At 71.2% G+C, this 17,702-nt stretch carries 16 protein-coding genes; 3 read left to right on the top strand and 13 right to left on the bottom strand.

The window, feature by feature from the left end:
* Positions 1-156: 156 nt before the first annotated feature.
* The 4 genes from galT to I4J89_RS17475 all read right to left on the bottom strand — a co-directional run bounded on the left by galT (position 157) and on the right by I4J89_RS17475 (position 3,946).
* A complete protein-coding gene (galT, locus tag I4J89_RS17490) occupies positions 157-1,248 on the bottom strand; it encodes a galactose-1-phosphate uridylyltransferase (protein WP_196415037.1) in 1,092 nt (363 codons plus the stop codon).
* On the bottom strand, positions 1,245-2,021 hold the full coding sequence (locus I4J89_RS17485) for a DeoR/GlpR family DNA-binding transcription regulator (RefSeq protein WP_196415036.1): 777 nt from the start codon (positions 2,019-2,021) through the stop codon (positions 1,245-1,247). The genes galT and I4J89_RS17485 overlap by 4 nt, the downstream gene beginning before the upstream one ends.
* Before the next feature lie 84 nt (positions 2,022-2,105).
* Positions 2,106-3,020 carry a glycosyltransferase family A protein gene (locus I4J89_RS17480; RefSeq protein WP_196415035.1) on the bottom strand — a complete coding sequence of 305 codons (915 nt, stop codon included), beginning with the start codon at positions 3,018-3,020 and terminating at the stop codon, positions 2,106-2,108.
* On the bottom strand, positions 3,017-3,946 hold the full coding sequence (locus I4J89_RS17475) for a sulfotransferase (RefSeq protein WP_196415034.1): 930 nt from the start codon (positions 3,944-3,946) through the stop codon (positions 3,017-3,019). The genes I4J89_RS17480 and I4J89_RS17475 overlap by 4 nt, the downstream gene beginning before the upstream one ends.
* A 62-nt stretch (positions 3,947-4,008) precedes the next feature.
* On the opposite strand from I4J89_RS17475, the gene I4J89_RS17470 reads away from it, so the two are divergent.
* Positions 4,009-4,845 carry a WecB/TagA/CpsF family glycosyltransferase gene (locus I4J89_RS17470; protein WP_196415033.1) on the top strand — a complete coding sequence of 279 codons (837 nt, stop codon included), beginning with the start codon at positions 4,009-4,011 and terminating at the stop codon, positions 4,843-4,845.
* 154 nt (positions 4,846-4,999) lie between these two features.
* Here I4J89_RS17470 and I4J89_RS17465 read toward each other — a convergent pair whose 3' ends face one another.
* A complete protein-coding gene (locus tag I4J89_RS17465) occupies positions 5,000-5,557 on the bottom strand; it encodes a DUF4262 domain-containing protein (RefSeq protein WP_196415032.1) in 558 nt (185 codons plus the stop codon).
* Positions 5,558-5,666: 109 nt separating this feature from the next.
* Between I4J89_RS17465 and I4J89_RS17460 the strand changes: the two genes are divergently transcribed.
* The gene (locus tag I4J89_RS17460) at positions 5,667-6,038 is read left to right on the top strand and encodes a VOC family protein (RefSeq protein ID WP_196415031.1); all 372 of its coding nucleotides are present in this window, start codon (positions 5,667-5,669) and stop codon (positions 6,036-6,038) included.
* A gap of 5 nt (positions 6,039-6,043) precedes the next feature.
* Here the strand turns inward: I4J89_RS17460 and I4J89_RS17455 are convergent, their stop codons facing one another.
* From I4J89_RS17455 to cysC, 8 genes are all read right to left on the bottom strand, one after another.
* A complete protein-coding gene (locus tag I4J89_RS17455; protein WP_196415030.1) occupies positions 6,044-7,045 on the bottom strand; it encodes a glycosyl hydrolase in 1,002 nt (333 codons plus the stop codon).
* Positions 7,038-7,772: a class I SAM-dependent methyltransferase gene (locus tag I4J89_RS17450; protein WP_196415029.1), complete on the bottom strand. Its 735-nt coding sequence runs from the start codon at positions 7,770-7,772 to the stop codon at positions 7,038-7,040. Before I4J89_RS17450 ends, I4J89_RS17455 begins: the two co-directional genes overlap by 8 nt.
* A complete protein-coding gene (locus tag I4J89_RS17445) occupies positions 7,769-9,274 on the bottom strand; it encodes a lipopolysaccharide biosynthesis protein (RefSeq protein ID WP_309238359.1) in 1,506 nt (501 codons plus the stop codon). Before I4J89_RS17445 ends, I4J89_RS17450 begins: the two co-directional genes overlap by 4 nt.
* A complete protein-coding gene (locus tag I4J89_RS17440; protein WP_196415028.1) occupies positions 9,271-10,149 on the bottom strand; it encodes a sulfotransferase family protein in 879 nt (292 codons plus the stop codon). Before I4J89_RS17440 ends, I4J89_RS17445 begins: the two co-directional genes overlap by 4 nt.
* Before the next feature lie 5 nt (positions 10,150-10,154).
* The gene (locus I4J89_RS17435; protein WP_196415027.1) at positions 10,155-11,384 is read right to left on the bottom strand and encodes a hypothetical protein; all 1,230 of its coding nucleotides are present in this window, start codon (positions 11,382-11,384) and stop codon (positions 10,155-10,157) included.
* Positions 11,381-12,748: a hypothetical protein gene (locus tag I4J89_RS17430; protein WP_196415026.1), complete on the bottom strand. Its 1,368-nt coding sequence runs from the start codon at positions 12,746-12,748 to the stop codon at positions 11,381-11,383. The genes I4J89_RS17435 and I4J89_RS17430 overlap by 4 nt, the downstream gene beginning before the upstream one ends.
* Positions 12,745-14,436 carry a Wzz/FepE/Etk N-terminal domain-containing protein gene (locus tag I4J89_RS17425; RefSeq protein WP_196415025.1) on the bottom strand — a complete coding sequence of 564 codons (1,692 nt, stop codon included), beginning with the start codon at positions 14,434-14,436 and terminating at the stop codon, positions 12,745-12,747. The genes I4J89_RS17430 and I4J89_RS17425 overlap by 4 nt, the downstream gene beginning before the upstream one ends.
* A 98-nt stretch (positions 14,437-14,534) precedes the next feature.
* Entirely contained in the window at positions 14,535-16,055 is a 1,521-nt protein-coding gene (cysC, locus tag I4J89_RS17420) for an adenylyl-sulfate kinase (protein WP_196415024.1), read from the bottom strand.
* Between the two features lie 183 nt (positions 16,056-16,238).
* Between cysC and I4J89_RS17415 the strand changes: the two genes are divergently transcribed.
* Complete coding sequence (locus I4J89_RS17415) at positions 16,239-17,615, top strand: glycosyl hydrolase (RefSeq protein ID WP_309238358.1); 1,377 nt, start codon at positions 16,239-16,241, stop codon at positions 17,613-17,615.
* The last annotated feature ends 87 nt before the right edge of the window (positions 17,616-17,702 follow it).

Below are 17,702 nucleotides of genomic sequence, written 5' to 3'. Positions count from 1 at the left end.
TTCGCTTTGCTCGCGGCTATGCGGCAACCTGCATGTTTGAGCGCGTAACTACGGGGTACGCGCGTCGTTCCTCAGGGTGGAGCGGGCGTTTCGGTTCGCTGTCCCCTTTGCGACCGGGGGGTCTTGTCCCGGACCCCCCGGTTGTCCCGCCGCAGGTCAGGCGGCGTCGCGCAGCATCCGCGCCGCGCTCTCCGGCACGATGTCGTTCACGAAGGCGCCCATCGCCGACTCCGACCCGGCCAGGTACTTCAGCTTGTCCGCGGCCCGGCGGATGCTGAACAGCTGCAAGTGCAGGTAACCGAGCTCGCGGCCTTCGCCCACCACGGCCTGGTGCCACGCCGAGATGTAGGGCATCGGCTTGCCGAAGAGCCCGTCGAAGCGGCGCAGCACGTCCAGGTAGAGCGGCCCGAACGCGTCCCGCTCGGCGTCGGTGAGCGCGGGCAGGTCGGGGACCTGACGATGCGGTGCGAGCTGCACCTCGAACGGCCAGCGGGCAGCCGCCGGCACGTACGCCGTCCAGTGCTCGTTGGCGGCGATCACGCGTACCTTCGTCGTCTGCTCCGCCGCCAGCACGTCGGCATAGAGGTTGCGGCCGCCGGTCCGCTCGGCATGCCGGGCGGCGGCGCGCAGCATGGCCGCCGTCCGCGGCGGCACCGTCGGGTACGCATAGATCTGCCCGTGCGGGTGGTGCAGCGTCACGCCGATCTCGACGCCCCGGTTCTCGAACGGGAAGACCTGCGCCACACCAGGCAGTCCGGAGAGCTCGGCGGTGCGGTCCGCAAGCGCTTCGACGACGGTACGCACGCGCGACGGCGGCAACGATCCGAAGGCGGCGTTGTGGTCGCTGGTGAAGCAGACGACCTCGCAACGGCCCAGGCCCGGCTTCACCGGCACCATGTCGGTCAGCTGCGTGATCTCGTCGGGCGCGATGCGGTCGCTGAACGACGGGAACTGGTTCTCGAAGACCACGACGTCGTAGCTGGGCGCCGGGATCTCGCTGGCGAACCGCTTCGTGGTCGGGCAGAGCGGGCAGGCGTCCGACGGCGGCAGGAAGGTACGCGTCTGCCGGTGCGCGGCGATCGCGACCCACTCGTCGACCAGCGGGTCGTAGCGCAGCTGCGAGGCCGGCGGGGGCGGCGGCAGCTCGCGGGTGTCCGGGTACGCCGCACGGCCACTGCCGGCCGCCTCGTCGAAGTAGATCAGATCCCGGCCGTCCGAGAGTCGGACGACCGTGCGGGTCAAGCTCACTGGGGATTCACCACCACGAGTTCGGTAACGGATTCCGCGAGGACGGCACGGGCGCTCTCATCCAGACCGCCGTCGGTGATCAGAACGTCCGCGCGGCTGAGCGGCACGATCGAAGAGATGCCGACGGTGCCCCACTTGGTGTGATCGGCGAGCACCACCAGGCGCTCGGACGCCTCGACCAAGGCCCGGTTGACGTCCGCCTCCATCAGATTAGGGGTGGTGTATCCGGCACGTTCACTCATTCCGTGCACACCGAGGAAGAGCATGTCCAGGTGCAGGGTGCCGACCGCGGCCACCGCCACCGGTCCGACCAGGGCGTCCGACGGCGTACGCGTCCCGCCGGTCAGCACCACGGTCTGGTCCGGCCGGCCCGCCCGGTAGAAGACGTCGGCCACCGGGATGGAGTTGGTCACCACGGTCAGCGAGGGCACGTCGACGAGGCGTTGCGCCAGCTCGGCGGTGGTGGTGCCGGCCGAGAGCGCGATGGCGTCGCCGGGGGAGACCAGGCCGGCGGCCCGGACCGCGATCGCCGTCTTCTCGTCGCGTTGCCGATCGGACTTGGCGGCGAATCCGGGCTCGTGTGCGGAACCGGGGCTGACGGTGGTCGCGCCGCCATGTACCTTCGCCAGCAGACCGCGGTCGGCCAGGGACTCCAGGTCACGGCGGATCGTCATGTCGGAGACGCCGTACTCCATGGCGAGCTCGCTGACTCGCACACCACCGGTCGCCCGGACCCGATCAAGAATCGCGGCCTGACGCTGCTGAGCTAACATTCGCTCACGCCCGGCTTGCTGAACCGCACTAATTCGAACACACTCGAACACTACCGTGTGCGAAGTCCGTGCGGAAGAGTGAGTTCAGATACCCCGGCCGCGCTTGTGCAGGGCGGAGAGCACGTTCTCCACCTTGACGGCTCCGGTCATCGCCGCCAGAGCGATCGCGGTACGCGGCTCCTTCCAGTTCGCACGCACCGCCTCCTTGCTGTACCGCCAGGCCTGACTGCGGTTTCCGGTCGCCGCGGACCAGCACGCCAGCTGACCGTAGACGCGGGCCGCCCCGGGACGGCAGCCGCTGATCTCCGGGTGCCGCTGCATCATCCACCGCAGCGAGGAGATCTTGGTGGCGTACTCGTACGCGTAGTGCGAGGTGCGGCCCCACAGCACCTGCACCAGCGGCTCGTCCAGGTGCACGACCGGCGCCCGGCGGGCGGCCCGCAGCAGCAGGTCCCAGTCCTCGTTCTGGCTGCCCGGCGCGTCCTCGGCGACCAGGCCGATGGCGTCCTCGGCCAGTGCCTCCCGACGGATCAGGAACGACGACGAGTGCAGCATCGCCATCCGCGACCGGGCCAGATCGTCAACGGTCACCCGGCTGCGGTGAGCCAGGCGCGGTGTCGCCCGGCCCTCGTACTCCACCTCGATCGCACACGTGGCGAACTCGGCCTCCGGCTCGGCGAGCAGCGCGGCGACCTGACGTCGCAGCTTGTCCGGCAGCCACCGGTCGTCGTCGTCGCAGAACGCCACCAGCTCCGTGTCCAGCGCGAGCAGGCCGGTGTTGCGGGCGCCGGCCAGGCCCGGCGAGCGCCAGTTGGTCAACACCAGCACCGGTACGCCCTCGGTGGAGGCGAGCAGGTAGTCCGGCTCGGTCTGGTCGTACACCACGACGATCTTGACCTCGCCGGGATAGCGCTGTTCCCGGACCGCGGCGATCGAGCGCCGGACCAGCTCCGGGCGGTTCCGGGTGGGGATGACTACCCCGACGGACGGCCAGTTCATCGTGCCTCCACGTTGATCGGATAGCCGTACGCCCGCAGCATCGGCCCGCACACCGCGCCCACGAGCCGGCGCTGGGCGCTGGGCAGGGCACGCTTCCAGGTGTCGTCACGGCGCAGCGGAAGGCGCCCCACGGTGAACCGCATCGGGTTGCCGGCCGCGCTGTGCCCGACCCGCAGGTCGGCGTGCTCGGGCCGGAGGAAGTCCAGGTCCGTCGGGTGCAGCCGGATGTCGGCGAAGTCGGCGAGCCGGACCAGGCCGGCCCGCGGGTCGGCGAGGAACTCCTCGTAGCGGATCCGCCGCACCGGTACGCCTCGGCGGGCGAGCAGGCCGAAGGCGGCGTTGTGGGCGTTCCAGAGCAGCGCCGAGCGGCCGGGGGAGTAGCGGGTCATCTCCTGGGTGCCGTCGGTCTCCGGGCGGGCCACCTTCTTGGTCCAGGAGTACGCCACGCCGCGGGCGTCCCGGACCACGTGCACGACCCGCAGGTCGATGTCGCCGGCCCAGCGCAGCACGTGGGCCAGGGCGGAGTGCTTGGACGAGTCGATCACGACCGGGGAGCCGGAGACCTCGGCCGCGGCGGCGTAGACCCGGGCATAGTACGACGCGTACTCCAGCACCTCCGGCGGCGCGGTGGTGGCCGAGGCGAGGCGGGGGATGTGGCGGGTCCGTTCGACCGTGTCCCGCAGTGCGTGCACCCGGTCGACGTCGACGTTCGTCCAGCCGTTGAAGGCGAGATCGCCGACGCGGCGCCAGAAGGTGCAGCCGGAGAACCGGGAGCCGCAGCCGCAGCGCTCGTTGTCGCGCAGGTCGCGCTGCCACAGGTGAACGACCTCACCCAGGGCGCACATCCCGGGCAGTTCGCCGAGCAGGCGTTCAACGAGGGTAGTACCACTTCGTCCGAATCCGCCGAGAAAAAGCACCTGTGCCACTTTGTATCACCTTCGCTCGTTTCGCTCTGGTAACGAGTGAAGCAAGTAAAAGGAGGCGTTAGGTGAGTATCGAGGCTTTCGGCCGCGTGCACCTGGATGGCACCGGCATCGACCGGATCACCGAGGACGAGGTTGTAGCCGTCGTACGGGACGCACTGGCGAACGGCCGGGGCGGTCGCATCATCACCCCCAACGTCGACATCCTCCGTCGTGCCGCCGCCGATCCCGAGGTGCGCCGGCACCTCGACGACGCCGACCTGATCGTCGCCGACGGCATGCCGCTGGTCTGGGCCAGTCGCCTGGGCGGCGCGCCGCTGCCGGAACGGGTGGCGGGCAGCAGCCTGATCTGGTCGCTCTCCACCGGAATCGGCCGCGACGGCCGCTCCATCTTCGTAGCCGGCGGCGCTCCGGCCCCTCGGTCCGCGACCCCCTGGCCTGCGGCCGCCGACCGGCCGGCCGAAGGCGTCGTGACCGCCGACGGCGCGACCCGGGCGGCGGCCCGGCTGGCCGCCGCGTGCCCCGGCCTGCGCATCGCCGGCTCGCTCAGCCCTGCCTACGGGTTCGACGAGGACGAGACCGCCTACGCCGAATTCTGCGCGAAGATCGTGGACGCGCGACCGGACCTGGTCTTCGTCGGGCTGGGCTTCCCGAAGCAGGAGCTCGTGATCGAGCGGCTCCGCCGCGACCTCCCGGCCACCTGGTTCGTCGGCTGCGGCGCGGCGGTCAACTTCGTCGCCGGCGATGTGCACCGCGCACCCCGCTGGATGCAGCGCACCGGCCTGGAATGGGCCCACCGGCTCGGCACCGAACCCCGCCGCCTGGCCGGCCGCTATCTGCGTCATGACGCCCCTTACGCCCTCCGCCTGCTGGCCAGAGCCCCACGCCGCCGTCGCCCTTGAGCGCCCGGCCCAGCCAGTGCCCCCACGCCGCCGTCGCCCTTGAGCGCCCGGCCCAGCCAGTGCCCCCACGCCGCCGTCGCGCCAAAACGCCCGGCCCTGCCAGGGCCCACGCCGCCGTCGCCCCTGAGGGGCCGACCGCCTCGCCACGAGCGGCTCAGCTCCCCTCCCGCCTGCTCCAGCTGGAGGGTCGTCGCCGGCCGTGCGCGTGTGGGATGCCCCGGAACCCCCGGCACCGAGCCGCAGCCGCCGGAGCCGGCGCCCCGATCGTCGGCTGCGGGTAGAGAAGCGACTCATACCCCCGCTGCCAGGGATACCGATTGTCGAGGTCGGGCCAGACGATCTGGCGCAGGTGCACCCGCTCGTCGCCATATCTCGCCAGCGCGGCACCGGGAAACACCTCCTCGGTGGCCTCGCCCGCCACGATCACCACCTCCTGGTCGGCCAGCAGGTCGGAGATGCGCTGCCCGTGCGACAGGCGCAGGCCGTCGTCGCAGAGCCGGCAGGCGAGCTCGTTGAGGATCTGGTGGCCGGCCTCGGGGTCCAGCCCGGTGATGGCCAGCTCGGGGAAGCCGAAGCCGGTCAGGCCCACGGTGTAGGCGAACGGGACCGTCTCCTCCGGGTCATCGTCGGCGGGCAGGACGTGGACGACTGCCCACCCGTACTCATCGATGATCTCGCTCTGGCGCTCGAAGAAGTCGTCGCGGAAGGACATCGGTGACACCCCCGGAGTCGTGCTCGTCCTGTCCCGCTAAGCATGGAACAGGTGTACGACACTTTTCGGAGCCTGGCTAACCGTACGATCGTACTGTTAGGGTCGCCGGATGGCGTTCCGTATCAAAGATCTGCATCACGTCCAACTGCTGATCCCGTCCGGCGGGGAGCGGGTGGCCCGCGACTTCTACAGCGGCGTCCTCGGCATGGCCGAAGTGATCAAGCCGCCGGTGCTCGCCGCCCGCGGCGGTTGCTGGTTCCGGGCGGGCGGCTGGGAGGTGCACCTCAGCCCGGCGCCCGACTTCGTGCCGGCCGCCAGGTCTCATCCGGGCGTGCTGGTCCAGGACCTCGACGGGCTGGCGCAGGCGCTCGAGGCCGCCGGCCACCCGGTGCAGTGGGATCCCCACTTCCCGGGTCACCGGCGGCTCTACTCGGCCGACGGGCACGGCAACCGCCTGGAGTTCCTCGAGCCGGCCCGGTGACGGGCTCAGCCGCGAGCGTTGAAATAGGGGTCGCGCACCAGTGAGTGGAAGACGTCGAACGCCGCCTCGTCCCCGGTGAGCTGGAACTGCTGTTTCGGCCCGTTGCCGTCCGGGTTCGACTCGAAATAGGCGATCGCTTTGATCTGCCGGTTCGCCTTGAAGGTCCGCTCGGCGTCCTTGAGCCATGCCGCCCGTCCCGCCGACCCCCACGCCTTGGCCACCCCGAACTCGCCGATCACGATCGGTTTGGGGCGTTGCGAGGCCCAGTCCAGGAACGGTCCCATCAGTTTCCCGATCGGCTGGAACACGGCGCCGGCGTAGACGTCCACACAGGTCCAGTCGACCTGGTCGTCGCCGGGGTAGAAGTCGGGCGCCTCACCGCGGATGAAGCCCTCGGCGGTGGGACACCACACCCAGGACACGTTCTCCGTACGCTCCTTCCGGAAGATCTCCCGGACGTACTTCCAGGCGGCGATGTAGTCGGCGCCGGACCACATGGTGGCCCGCAGGTTGGGCCGGTCCATCTCCCACCGCATGCGCAGCAGCACCGGCTTTTTGATCTTGCGGATCGCCCGAGCCTGCTGGCGGATCAGCCGGTCGTGCTCGCCGGCCAGGATGGACCGGTTGTCGCCGGTCGCCCAGCTGATCATCAGGTTGGCGCCCTGGGACAGGAACTCCTTGTCCGAGGCGGTGCCCATCATCTGGTCGAACCGGCGGTACGTGTTGATGAAGTCCAGCCGCCGGCCGAGCGACTCCTCCAGCCCGTCGACCGCGGTGATCCGGCCCACGTGGGTGAGCTCGTCCGGCTTGATCCACGCGCCGAAGTACGCGCCGTGCTCGGGCGGCTCGAACGGGCCCGCCTCGAACGGTCCCGGATCGATCGCGACCGCCCGCGGTGGGCTGGTCAGGTCGGGTGCCGGCTCCGGCTCGGGCTTCTCGCGCTTGTCCTCGGTGCAGCCGGCGAGCAGCAGCAGCGCGACGGCGACGGCCGCGACACCCCTACGCATGGACCCGCCGCGCGGTGTAGAGGACGTTCACCGCGTACGCGTCACTTCCCGGCAGCCGCCGCGCCGCCGCGTCGGCGAGCCGGGCCACCCGGTGGTCGTGCAGCGACGGGGTCAGCATGGAGAACCCGCGTCGCTCGACCATCTCGAAACCGTGCCGTGCCAGCAGCCGCTCCACCTCGGCGTGCGAGAGCTCGGCGAACCAGCGCTCACCGTTGTGCCGGCGGGCGCGGAGATGCCGGATCGAGCCGGCGTTGCCGTGGTTCTCCACCACGAGCAGCCCGGAACCGCGGTGCGGCAGCACCTTGGCGGCGAACGCCAGCGCCCGGTCCCGGACGCTCTCGTCCACGTTGAGCAGCAGGCGGAAGAGGGTGACCACAGCCGGGAAGCCGGCCGGTACGGGGTTCGGCACCGGACCGTCCATCGGGATCTGATGCCAGTAGGCCCGGGATCCGACCTCGGCCGCCTTCGCCATCATCTCGGCCGACGTGTCGTACCCGTGCGCCTCCCGGACCAGGCCGTGCAGCGCCCGGATGGCCCGGCCGGTGCCACACGCGAAGTCGTGCTGCACCGGTGGATTCTCGACGAACTCACGTCTCACCAGAGCCCGCAGGTAGTCCCGCTGGCGGTCGTTGATCTGCGACGCGTAGCTCTCCGGGGCGTACGTCACGGTCTCGTACTTCTCGACCGCCTCGGTGTCCTGGAACACCTGGGTGTAATCGCTTGTCAACTTCTCCTCCTTGAGCGCGTACTGAAGGCGCTGAGCATCAGCCGCTCGCGCAGCAGCCAAGCCCCCGCGACATAGGCCGGCACGGCTACCGCGGCGGCCGATGGGATCAAGATCGACGGGCCGAAGCAGACGAGAGCGAGCAGTGCGGCGGCCCGGGTGCCCGGCCCGAACGGATGCAGCCCGATGCCGCGGTACACCTGGGCCAGCGGCAGCAGGTTGTTGACGACCATCGCGCCGGCCAGCCCCGCCGCGGCGCCGAGCGCTCCCCACCGGGGAATCAGCAGCACGTCCAGGGTGATCATCACGGCGAGCGCGACGAGCACGTTGCCGAGGTTCGCCGAGGTGCGGCCGGCCATCGCCAGCACCATGTCGACCATCCCGCAGCCGGTCGCCACCAGCATCGCCCCGGCCAGCACCTGCACCACCGCGACCCCGGCGGTGTACTCGGCGCCGAACAGTCGCAGGTAGTGCGGGGCGCAGGCGATCACCAGCAGGTTGATCGGCCAGGTGACCAGCACCAGCCAGCCGGTGGCGGTCTGGTAGAGCTGGTTCGCGGCGGCCCGGTCGCCGGTGCTCAGCGCCTCGGCGAGACGGGGCTGCACCGACTGCGAGAGCCCCTGGTTGGCGAACTGGATCAGCACGACGAACCGGCCGGCCACCGCGTACACCGCGGCCGGTGCCAGCCCGCCCAGTGCGGCGACCAGCAGCACGTCCACTCGCTGGAGGGCGAGCTGGGCCACCGCCGCCACCGCGCGCGGGCCGGTGAAGCGCCAGAAGTCGCGACGCAGTTGCCGGCGTTCGGAGCGTTCACTCGACACCCCGTCGGGGCGCCCGGCCAGGTACGCGCGCCGCGCGGCGTACCCGGCAAGAAGGGTGACCGGCAGGTAGGGCGCCGCCCAGGCCAGCGCGAAGACGGGGAGCGACGCTGCCAGCCAGAGTGTCGCGATGCCGGCCGCGCTCACCGCCAGCAGTTGCAGACCGCTGCGCAGCACCCGGTCCAGCAGTACGGTCGGCCGCATGATCCGGTAGCCGCGGGTGACCGTGAGCAGGACGTCAGTCAGCGCCTGGAGCGGCAGGAAGACGGCGAGCACCCGCAGCCCGGTGGCGTGGTCGGTGACCACATGGGCCGACTCGCCCGCGGTCAGGCGGGCGATCGCCGGCGCGCCGGTCCACATCGCCACGGCCAGCACCAGCGAGAGAACGGCCACCGGTGGGATGCCGGTGTGCAGGCAGGGGCCGAGCAGGTGGCCGCGGCCGGTGGCCCGCAGCCGGGCCGGCCAGTACACCAGCGAGGTGTTGGTGCCGAGCTTGGCGAGGCCGCCGGCCAGCACGAACGCGGCGGTGGCGGCGAAGAACGCGCCGGCCAGCTCCGGGCCGAGGGTACGCGCCACGACCCAGGTCACCACCACCCCGGTGCCACCGGCCAGCGCCGACCCGGCCATGTTCGCCAGCCCGCCGCGGGCCGCACCGCGAGCCGCCCGATCAGAGAGAGCCGCCGTCACCCGCGGCGCCAGATCGGTGTGTGCCCCAGCCAGCCACCGAGCGCTTCGTCGTGCGGCTGGTAGTAGGCGTTCAGTTCGCGGCGCAGCCCGGGGTCCATGTCGCTCTGCCGGGCCCGGGCGTTGTGCCGCTCGAACGGCGGGCGTTCCAGGTCGGCCGGCAACCCGAGGAACGCGCAGACCTCGTCGTACACCGGGCCCGGGTCGGCGAAGAAGCGCTCGCTCTCCACCACGTGGATCCGTTCCCGCCCGACATGCTGGGCCATCACGCTCAGGTAGCGGGCGTACTCGCCGCGGGCCCGGTAGGCGTGGTGCTGGTGGGCGAAGCTGTAGTAACGGGAGTCGACCGCGAGCCGTTCCTCCTGGCGGTGCAGGCGGGCCGGTTCCAGGGCCAGCGCCGCGCCGAAGTCCCGCTCGGACTCGAAGGCGCGGGCCACCTCGTGGTGGTGCTGCGAGTACGCGCGTTCGACCGGGTCGCGGACCAGGACCACGAGCTTCGCGTACGGGAGATCGCGGGCGATCCGGGCCGCGGCCTGCGGGTGGTACATGTAGTACGGGCTGGACTCGAAGGTCTGCGCCGGGGTCCCGTACCGTTCCGCCACCTTCTCGGCGGTACGCAACAGCGGGAAGTGCGCCCGGTACCACTCCGGGCCCCGGTGGTACGAGGTGTCGAAGTAGTGCACGCCCTTGTGCAGCACCGCCTTGAGCGCCACCGGATGTGCGGCCAGCGCCCGGTAGAGCGAGGTGGTTCCGCACCGCTGCCCGCCACAGATCAGGAACGACGGCAGCATCCGGCTCTCCGAGGTGAGCCGCCCGTACGAGCGCGAGCCCAGGTGCACCACCCGCTTCACCGGTGCGGGCAGGTTGCGTACGTCCATGGTGTCTAGAGCTCCTCTACGCGGCGGATGAGCACCGGCAACAGCCACGTGCCGAGCACGCCGAGCCGGGCGCCGGCCTCCGCCTGCCGGTCGGTCAGGTATCGGACGGCCAGGTCGACGAGGTACAGCAGTGCGGTGATCTCCCGAGCCACCGGCGCCACCCCGAACGGGGCCAGCAGCTCGTCGGCGCGCTGCACGGTGGCCTCCACCGCACCCCGGGCGTCCCCGGTGGACTGGATGCGCCGCTGTAGTTCGTGGTGCACCGCGTCGAAGCCCATCGGCACCCCGGTGGCGAACCGTTCCCAGTCCCAGACCAGCAGCGTGTCGGCGAGGTTCGCCATGTTCCACGGGGCCCAGTCGCCGTGCCACGCCCCGTACCGCAGGGCGGTCTCGCCGCTGTGCGCGGCGAGCACGTCGACCGCGGCGGCCAGCCCGGCGCCTTCCGGCCGGTCGGCCACCGCCGCCAGCCGGCCCTGCAACTCCTGCCAGTACGCGCTACCGGTCAACGGCCCGGTCGTGTACCCGCAGCAGCCGGCGATGTCGAGCATCGCCGCGGTCAGCCGGCGCTGGGTCAGTGGCGCCCGCGGCAGCCACACCGGCAGTGCCGACTGGATCAGCACCTGCATGTCACGCCACTGTCCGGCGTGCAGCACCCGCGGCACGGTCAGCTTGCTCAGCCCGCTGCCCGCCAGCGCGGTCAGGGCCGCGGTCTCGGCTTTGACCAGGCGCTGGGTGAGCGGTCCGGTGCCCAGCTTGCCGAAGGCGAACGTCTCACCGTCGGTGCCGAGCAGTTGCAGCACCGGCTTGCGGTTGGCCCGGGCGGGGCCGATGTGGATGCTCACCGCGAGATCACGTCGCAGCGCGTCGCTCAGATAACCATCGATACCCGCTGAAATCGGACCAGTAACTCGGATCCGATCGCGGAACAGCAGCCCGCTGGTACGGGTGTGCACGGCGGCCACCACGGCGTCCCGCTTCAGTTTGGCGAGCCTCGACTGGGGCTCGGCGTACCGGCGGACCGCTGCGGCGGCGACCGTCGGCGAGATCGACGGGACCAGCAGCCGGGGGCGGCGGGCATTGGGGACGACCAGGTAGTCGGCGATCAGCGGGCCCTGACCGTGCTCGGTGTCGCACGGCGGGGGGTAGAGCAGGCCGAGCACTTCGTTCAGGTACTGGGTCCGCAGGGCCGCGTCGTCGGCGGTGAGTTCCGCGGGAGCGGTCTTTACCGGGCTCAAATCTCGTTCCCCTCGATCCAGTTGCGCCAGAGCAGCGCGTACGCCAGAACCATGAAGGCCAGAGGGGTGACCAGGGAGTTGTACCAGAGCATCGCCGAGAACGAGCTGACCAGCGCGGCGCTCGCCGCCACCCCGGCCGGGCTCCGGTCGCGGCGGAACCGCCACAGCCCGTACCCGAAGAAGCCCAGATAGCCGGCGGTGCCGACGGCACCGTGCGCGTAGAGCAGCTGCCAGAGCTGGCCGTTGCCGCCGACGGTGAAGTTGCCGCAGCGTTCGCAGCCGGCGCTCTCCCCGACGGCGATGGAGTTGCGCCCGCCGAGCGTGTTGCGGGTACCGCCGTACCCGATCACCGGCGAACCGGTGAAACCGTCCAGCGCCTTGTCGATGAGGAACGAGCGCACGCCGTTGGACTTGCCGTTGTCCAGCCGGGCCCGCACGGTGTCGCCGAGGGGGGTGGCGACCATGGCGACCGCGAGGACTCCCGCCGCGACCAGCAGGGCTCCGATGATCCACAGCTTGCCGGCCAGCACGTAACGGAACGCGACGTAGAGGACGACCACGCCGAGGCCGATCCAGAGACCGCGGTTGAGCGACGCCACCGCGGGCACCACCGAGACGGCCAGGCAGAGTACGGCGAGCGTCTTCTTCCCGGCGCTACGGCTCGCACCGGCGGCCACCACCAGGAACCCGGCCAGCAGGCAGAAGTTGTTTCCCCAGGTGTTGGTGTAACCCCACGGCGCGGCCGGACGCGGCTTCTCGCCGCCGACCAGGTCCATGATCTGTGCGGCGTACGGGTGCACCAGCGACCGAACGAAACCCTTGTTCCGCACGCCGGACGGGAGCAGCCACTCGACCGGCGAGGTGAACTCGAAGTTCCCGGCGACCATGCCGAGCAGCCCGCCCAGCACGGTCACCACGAACATTCCGCCGAGCAGGCGCACCAGCCGCCGGCGGGACAGCTCGGCCTCGGTCAGGTTGCCGGCGTAGAGCAGCAGGACGGTCAGGGACGCGTACATCGAAAGCTTGTAGACGACCGCCACCAGCCGGTCGCTGGCCCGTTCCGCCACCGTGCCGGCCGGGTCCGCGCCCAGCGCGGCGATGCTCACCAGCACGGCCAGCAGGAAGACGGCCCACCAGGCGAAGCCGGGTGGCAGCCGCAGGCGCCGCCCGGCGGCGCGGCGGCGCACCAGCAGGAACACCATCGGCGCGGCCATCAGCGGGAAGATCAGTACGCCCAGACCGAGCGCCCACCAGAGCGGATAGAGCAGCAGGATGCCGGCCACCGGCCAGGCCGGTAGCGAGCGGTTCTTGGTGGTGCGGTGGGCCGGACCGGCGGACAGCGGCGCCGGGGCGACCGCGGTCACTTGTCGTCGCCCTCCGCGGCGCCCGCGCTGGAGAGGTCGATGACCGCGGTGGCGTCGTTGCTGTGCTGCTCGGCCGCGCGTTGCCGGGCGAACGACAGCTGCTGGGTCGGCCCGTCGGTGTCGGCGTCCGGCACGGGCGGCGGCAGCGTGACCGCCGGGCTCGGGAACTGGCCGGGCTGGATCGCGGCCAGCCGCGGCATCACCACCGCGCCGAGCAGCCGGGTGCCGACCCGCTGGAGCTGCTCGGTGGCGTCCAGGAGGGCGGGCCGGCGCGAGCGGCGCAGCTCGACCGCGAGGATCGCCGCGTCGGCGAGGCTGGCCAGGCTCTGCGCGTCGGCGCTGCTGCTGGTGGAGGGCGCCTCGATGATGACGTACTGGCTCTGCCGGCGCAGCGTCTCCAGGGTGTCCTTGAGCCGCTGCGACTGCATGAGGCCGGCCGCCGTGGCGGCGCCGCCGGTGGTGACCACCCGCAGCGACGGGATGCGCGGCGTGCGCTGTAGCGCACGACCCAGGCTGACCCGGCCGGCCAGCAGGTCGGAGAGGCCGGGCACGGCCGAGACCCCGAGCATCCGCGCCAGCGGCGCGGCATCCACCACGCTGTCCGGCAGGTGGGCACCGATCAGAACGACATCACTTCCGGTACGCGCCAGCGCGGCCGCCAGATTCGCGGCGACGAGCGTGCTGGCCGAGCCACGACTGGTACCGGTCACCACGATGATCTGGTCGCCACCCTCCAGGCTGGCCAGCACCTCGTTGCGGAGCCGGTTGAAGACCCGCCCGCCCGGGCCGTACGGCTGGAGCACGTCGTCGAAGTGCGGGGTGCTGCGCTCGTCCAGCGCGGCCAGCACCGGGACCCGGCCGCGGTCGCGTACGTCGGTGGCGGTGACCAGCCGGCGGTCGAACCGTTCCCGCAGGTACGCCAGGACCAGCCCGAGCAGCAGGCCGATCATGCCGCCGGTGCCGACGTTGAGCAGCGTGTTCGGGCTGGTCGGGTCGTCCGGCAGGCGGGAGTCGCTGATGATGCTGCCGCCGCCGACCATCGTGGTGGTCAGTTCGTTGAGCCGGCCGGTCAGCGAGTTGAGCTGGTTCTGCGAGTTGTTCCGCAGGCTCTGCAGATTGCTCTCGGTTGAGCTGCCCTTGCGGGCCGTGGCCAGCCTGCCGTTGATTCCGGTGAGCGTGGTCGTCAGCTGCTTCACCTTGAGGTTGAGCGACTGGATCTGCTTGTCCAGCTGGGCCCGGGCGGACTCCTCCCGGTTGCGCAGGTACGCCTCCGCGAACGCGTGCGACCCGGCCTGAGCGCCCTCCGGCGTGTCCGACTTGAAGGTGATCACCAGGACCGTGGTGTTCGCCGGCACCTGGACCGAGACCGAGCGGGCCAGCTCGATCGGGGACACGTCGGAACGCATCAGCGCGGCCGCCTTCACCGCGACCGCGCCGGAGCCGACCAGCTGCGCCTCGGTGTCCAGGTTCACCGCGCCCTTGGTCCGGCCGCCCTGCGCGTTGGTGTCCTGGTCGACCGCCTGCACCAGGACCGAGGCCGACGCCTCGTAGACCTTCGGCATGGTCTGGGCCAGGACCGCGCCGGCGCCCAGGCCCGCGCCGGTCACCGCCAGGGCGAGCCACCAGTGCCGGCGGACGGCGCCCAGGTAGTTCGAGAAGTCGGCGGACGCAGGACGAGACGCTTCCATCGGTCTTCGGCGGCCTTCCAGGAGGAGTGTGGGTTGTGCCAGCTTTGGGCGTTTCGCCCCAGAGGGGTAACGCCACACTCCCGCCGATAGTGATGGGCTTACGTCAGTTTCGGCTCCACCCAGCCGTTCTCCACCAGGTATCCGAGCACCACTTCGACCGCTTCCGAGACGGTCATCGTGGTGGTGTCCACGGTCAGTTCCGCGTTCGCCGGCGCCTCGTACGGGTCGTCGATGCCGGTCATCCCGCGCAGCTGGCCGGCCCGTGCCCGGGCGTACAGGCCCTTGCGGTCGCGGGCCTCGCAGACCTCCAGCGGCGTGGCGACGTGCACCAGGATGAACCCGGCGCCGGCCTCCATCGCCATCTGCCGGACCGACGCGCGCGCCGCCTCGTACGGTGCGATCGGGCAGGCCACCGCCATGCCGCCGTGCCGGCCCACCTCGGCGGCCACCCAGCCGATCCGGCGTACGTTGCGGTCCCGGTCGGCCTTGCTGAAGCCCAGCCCGGCGGTCAGTTCGCGGCGCACCACGTCGCCGTCGAGCAGGGTGATGGTCCGGTCGCCGTTCTCCCGCATCGCGTCGGCCAGGTTGCGGGCGATCGTCGATTTCCCGGAGCCGGACAGGCCGGTGAAGAAGACGACCAGGCCGCGGTGCCGGCGCGGCGGGCGGACCCGGGAGAGCTCCTTGGCCACGGCCGGCGGGGTGTGCCACTCCGGCAGCGGAAAGCCCCGGTCCAGCAGGTCGTCGATCTCGAGCGGGCTCATCGCCAGCCGCCGGTTGCGCGGCGGGATGTCGTCGCGCCAGCGCCACTGCCCGTCGCGGTTGTCGTAGGCGAGCTCGCGCGGCACCAGGACGCGCAGCCCGGCCCCGGAGAGGGTGTCTCCGGTGGACAGGACGTGGGTCACCCCGTAGGCCTGGGCCACCCGGGCGCGCAGCAGCGCGTCCCGCATCTCGTCGCGCCGGGTGAGCAGGGGCACGGCCACGATGGTGGCCGGGGGCATCCGGTCCCGCGCGGCGAAGATGGAGCGGACCAGCGCCTCCGGCGGCAGGCCGTCCGGGCCGGGCCCGCTCACCGGGATCAAGATCAAAAGATGAGCCGCAAGGGTACGCGCGGCGTGCGCGATCTGCGCCAGTTGCGGTCGGTGCAGCGGCCGGTCGGCGATGACGCCGAGCACCCGGCCCGGTGGCAGCAGCGCTCGAACCTCGGCCGGAGTGCGCCGCAGCCGCTGGAACGGCCCGTGCCCCCCGTCGCCCATCCGGCGCACCGGTCCACCGATGCCGTACCGCTGCTCACCGCTCGGCCAGGCGTCGGTGACCTCGATGGCGGCCACCGGCGCGCCCTCCGGGTCGGTCAGCACCACGGTCCGGTGCTGCGGGTCGGCCAGATCCAGCAGGGCCGCAACTTCGGTGGGAATCTCCAGGGTGACCGGGACCGGCCAGGGCGTGCCGTCGGCGAGCCGGCCCCGGCGCGCGAGCGAGGCCAGATCAGCGCGGCCGAGGAACCCGGTCAGCGGCGCGTACGCCCCGGAGAGCAGCAGTTCCAGGTCTGCCAACTCGTAAGGGCGCGGCGTGAAGGATGGGGCGTCCCGCAGAACGTCCTCGGGTAGTACCGAACCATTCACTTGGAAATCCCCCTGGAGACGATTTGGGGGACAGTTTCGCAGCCTCGATCGCGCCGGTCGAGCGGGGCTCGTACTCTCGCGCCGATCTTCCGTCCAGCCGGATAAAAGCAACTTATGGCACAGAATAGGATAAAACGTCTACTTCCTGGACAAGTAGGCATGATCCTCCAATACTGGGCGATTGTGAGACAGACCCGTTCCCGGCTTCTGCACATCGCCGCGTTGACCACGGCCTTCGCCATGTCGGTGACGGCCACGCTCGCCTGGGCGTGGACCGGCGGCACCGAACAGATCGGATTGCCGTACGGACCGTCCGGCGACCCGACCGTCACGACGTCGATGGCCGAGGTGCCGGCCATGAGTCCGCCCCGGCCGGACCACGTCTCACCGCTGCGGCAGAGCACCATGCCCGAGCCGGACCTGCGGACCCTGGCACCGACACCGACCGGGAGCGGTAGTTCCTCGCCCACGGTCGCGATGCCGCCGTACCCCGGACTGCCCGAACAGGTGCTGGGTACGTACCGGTCGCCAGTCGTGGGCGGCCTGGCCGGCCCGCTGCTCGGCGGCGTCCCGGCCCGGTACGAGGCGCCGGACCGGGACGCCCGACCGCGCAAGCGCTGCCGGACCGGTGCCAAGCTGATTCCGACCTGCGGCGTGCTCTGGGGCGTGGCGCCCGGGGCGCACACCGAGGAGAAGAGCGTCCGGGCGCTGGCCGAGTTCGAGAACAAGACCGGGCGGCACCAGGCGATCTTCCACGCGTACCACAGCGGGGTGCGGCAGCTCTTCCCGACGCCGCAGGAGATCGCGATCGCCCGGGAGCCCGGCCGCAAACGGATCCTGCTGCTCAACTGGAAGCCGGAGAGCACCACCTGGGCCAAGATCGCCAAGGGGGACCGGCGTACCGACGAGTTCCTGGACCGGCTCGCCGTGCACCTGCGGAAGAACTTCCGCGAGCGGTTCTTCTTCGCGGTGCACCACGAGGCCGAGGACCAGGTTCGCGAGCGGTCCGGCTCCGGCTACACCGCCCGGGACTACTCCGCGATGTTCCGGCACGTCGTGAAGCGGCTGCGGGCCAAGGGCGCGACGAACGTGGTCACCGTGCTGGTGCACATGGCGTACGTGCCGCACACCACCAAGAGCTGGTTCAACCACATGTACCCGGGCGACGACGTGGTCGACTGGATCGGGTTCGACACGTACTCGTACAGCGACCCCGGCTACGGCCACGGCGGCTTCGACGAACTGCTCAACCGCCGCTCGGCCAGCAAGCCCGGCTGGCCCGGCTTCTACAACTGGGTACGGGCCAAGCACCCGAAGAAGCCGTTGATGGTCGCCGAGTGGGGAGTCTGGTTCTCCAAGCGGAACCCGAGCCACATGGCCGAGTTCTATCGGGAGGTGGGCCGGCAGATCAGGCACTTCCCGGCGATCAAGGCGATGGTGCACTTCGAGACGCCCGGCAACCACAAGGGCCAGGACTCGTCGGTGGACAGCACCCCGGCCGCCCTGCGTGAGTATCGGAGACTCGGCAGGCTGCCGGTTTTCCAGGTGGCGGTGAGCTGAGTTCCTGAGAGCGGGCTGAGAGACCCTGAGAGCGGGTCAGGGGACATCCGGATCCCGCAGAAGTGCATGGGCTTTCTAGGCTGAGCC

The organism is Actinoplanes aureus, from assembly GCF_015704865.1.
In the GTDB taxonomy this organism is placed as follows: domain Bacteria; phylum Actinomycetota; class Actinomycetes; order Mycobacteriales; family Micromonosporaceae; genus Actinoplanes; species Actinoplanes aureus.
The sequence above is the reverse complement of the archived record's forward strand: the minus strand, read 5'-3'. Positions and strand labels throughout refer to the sequence as shown.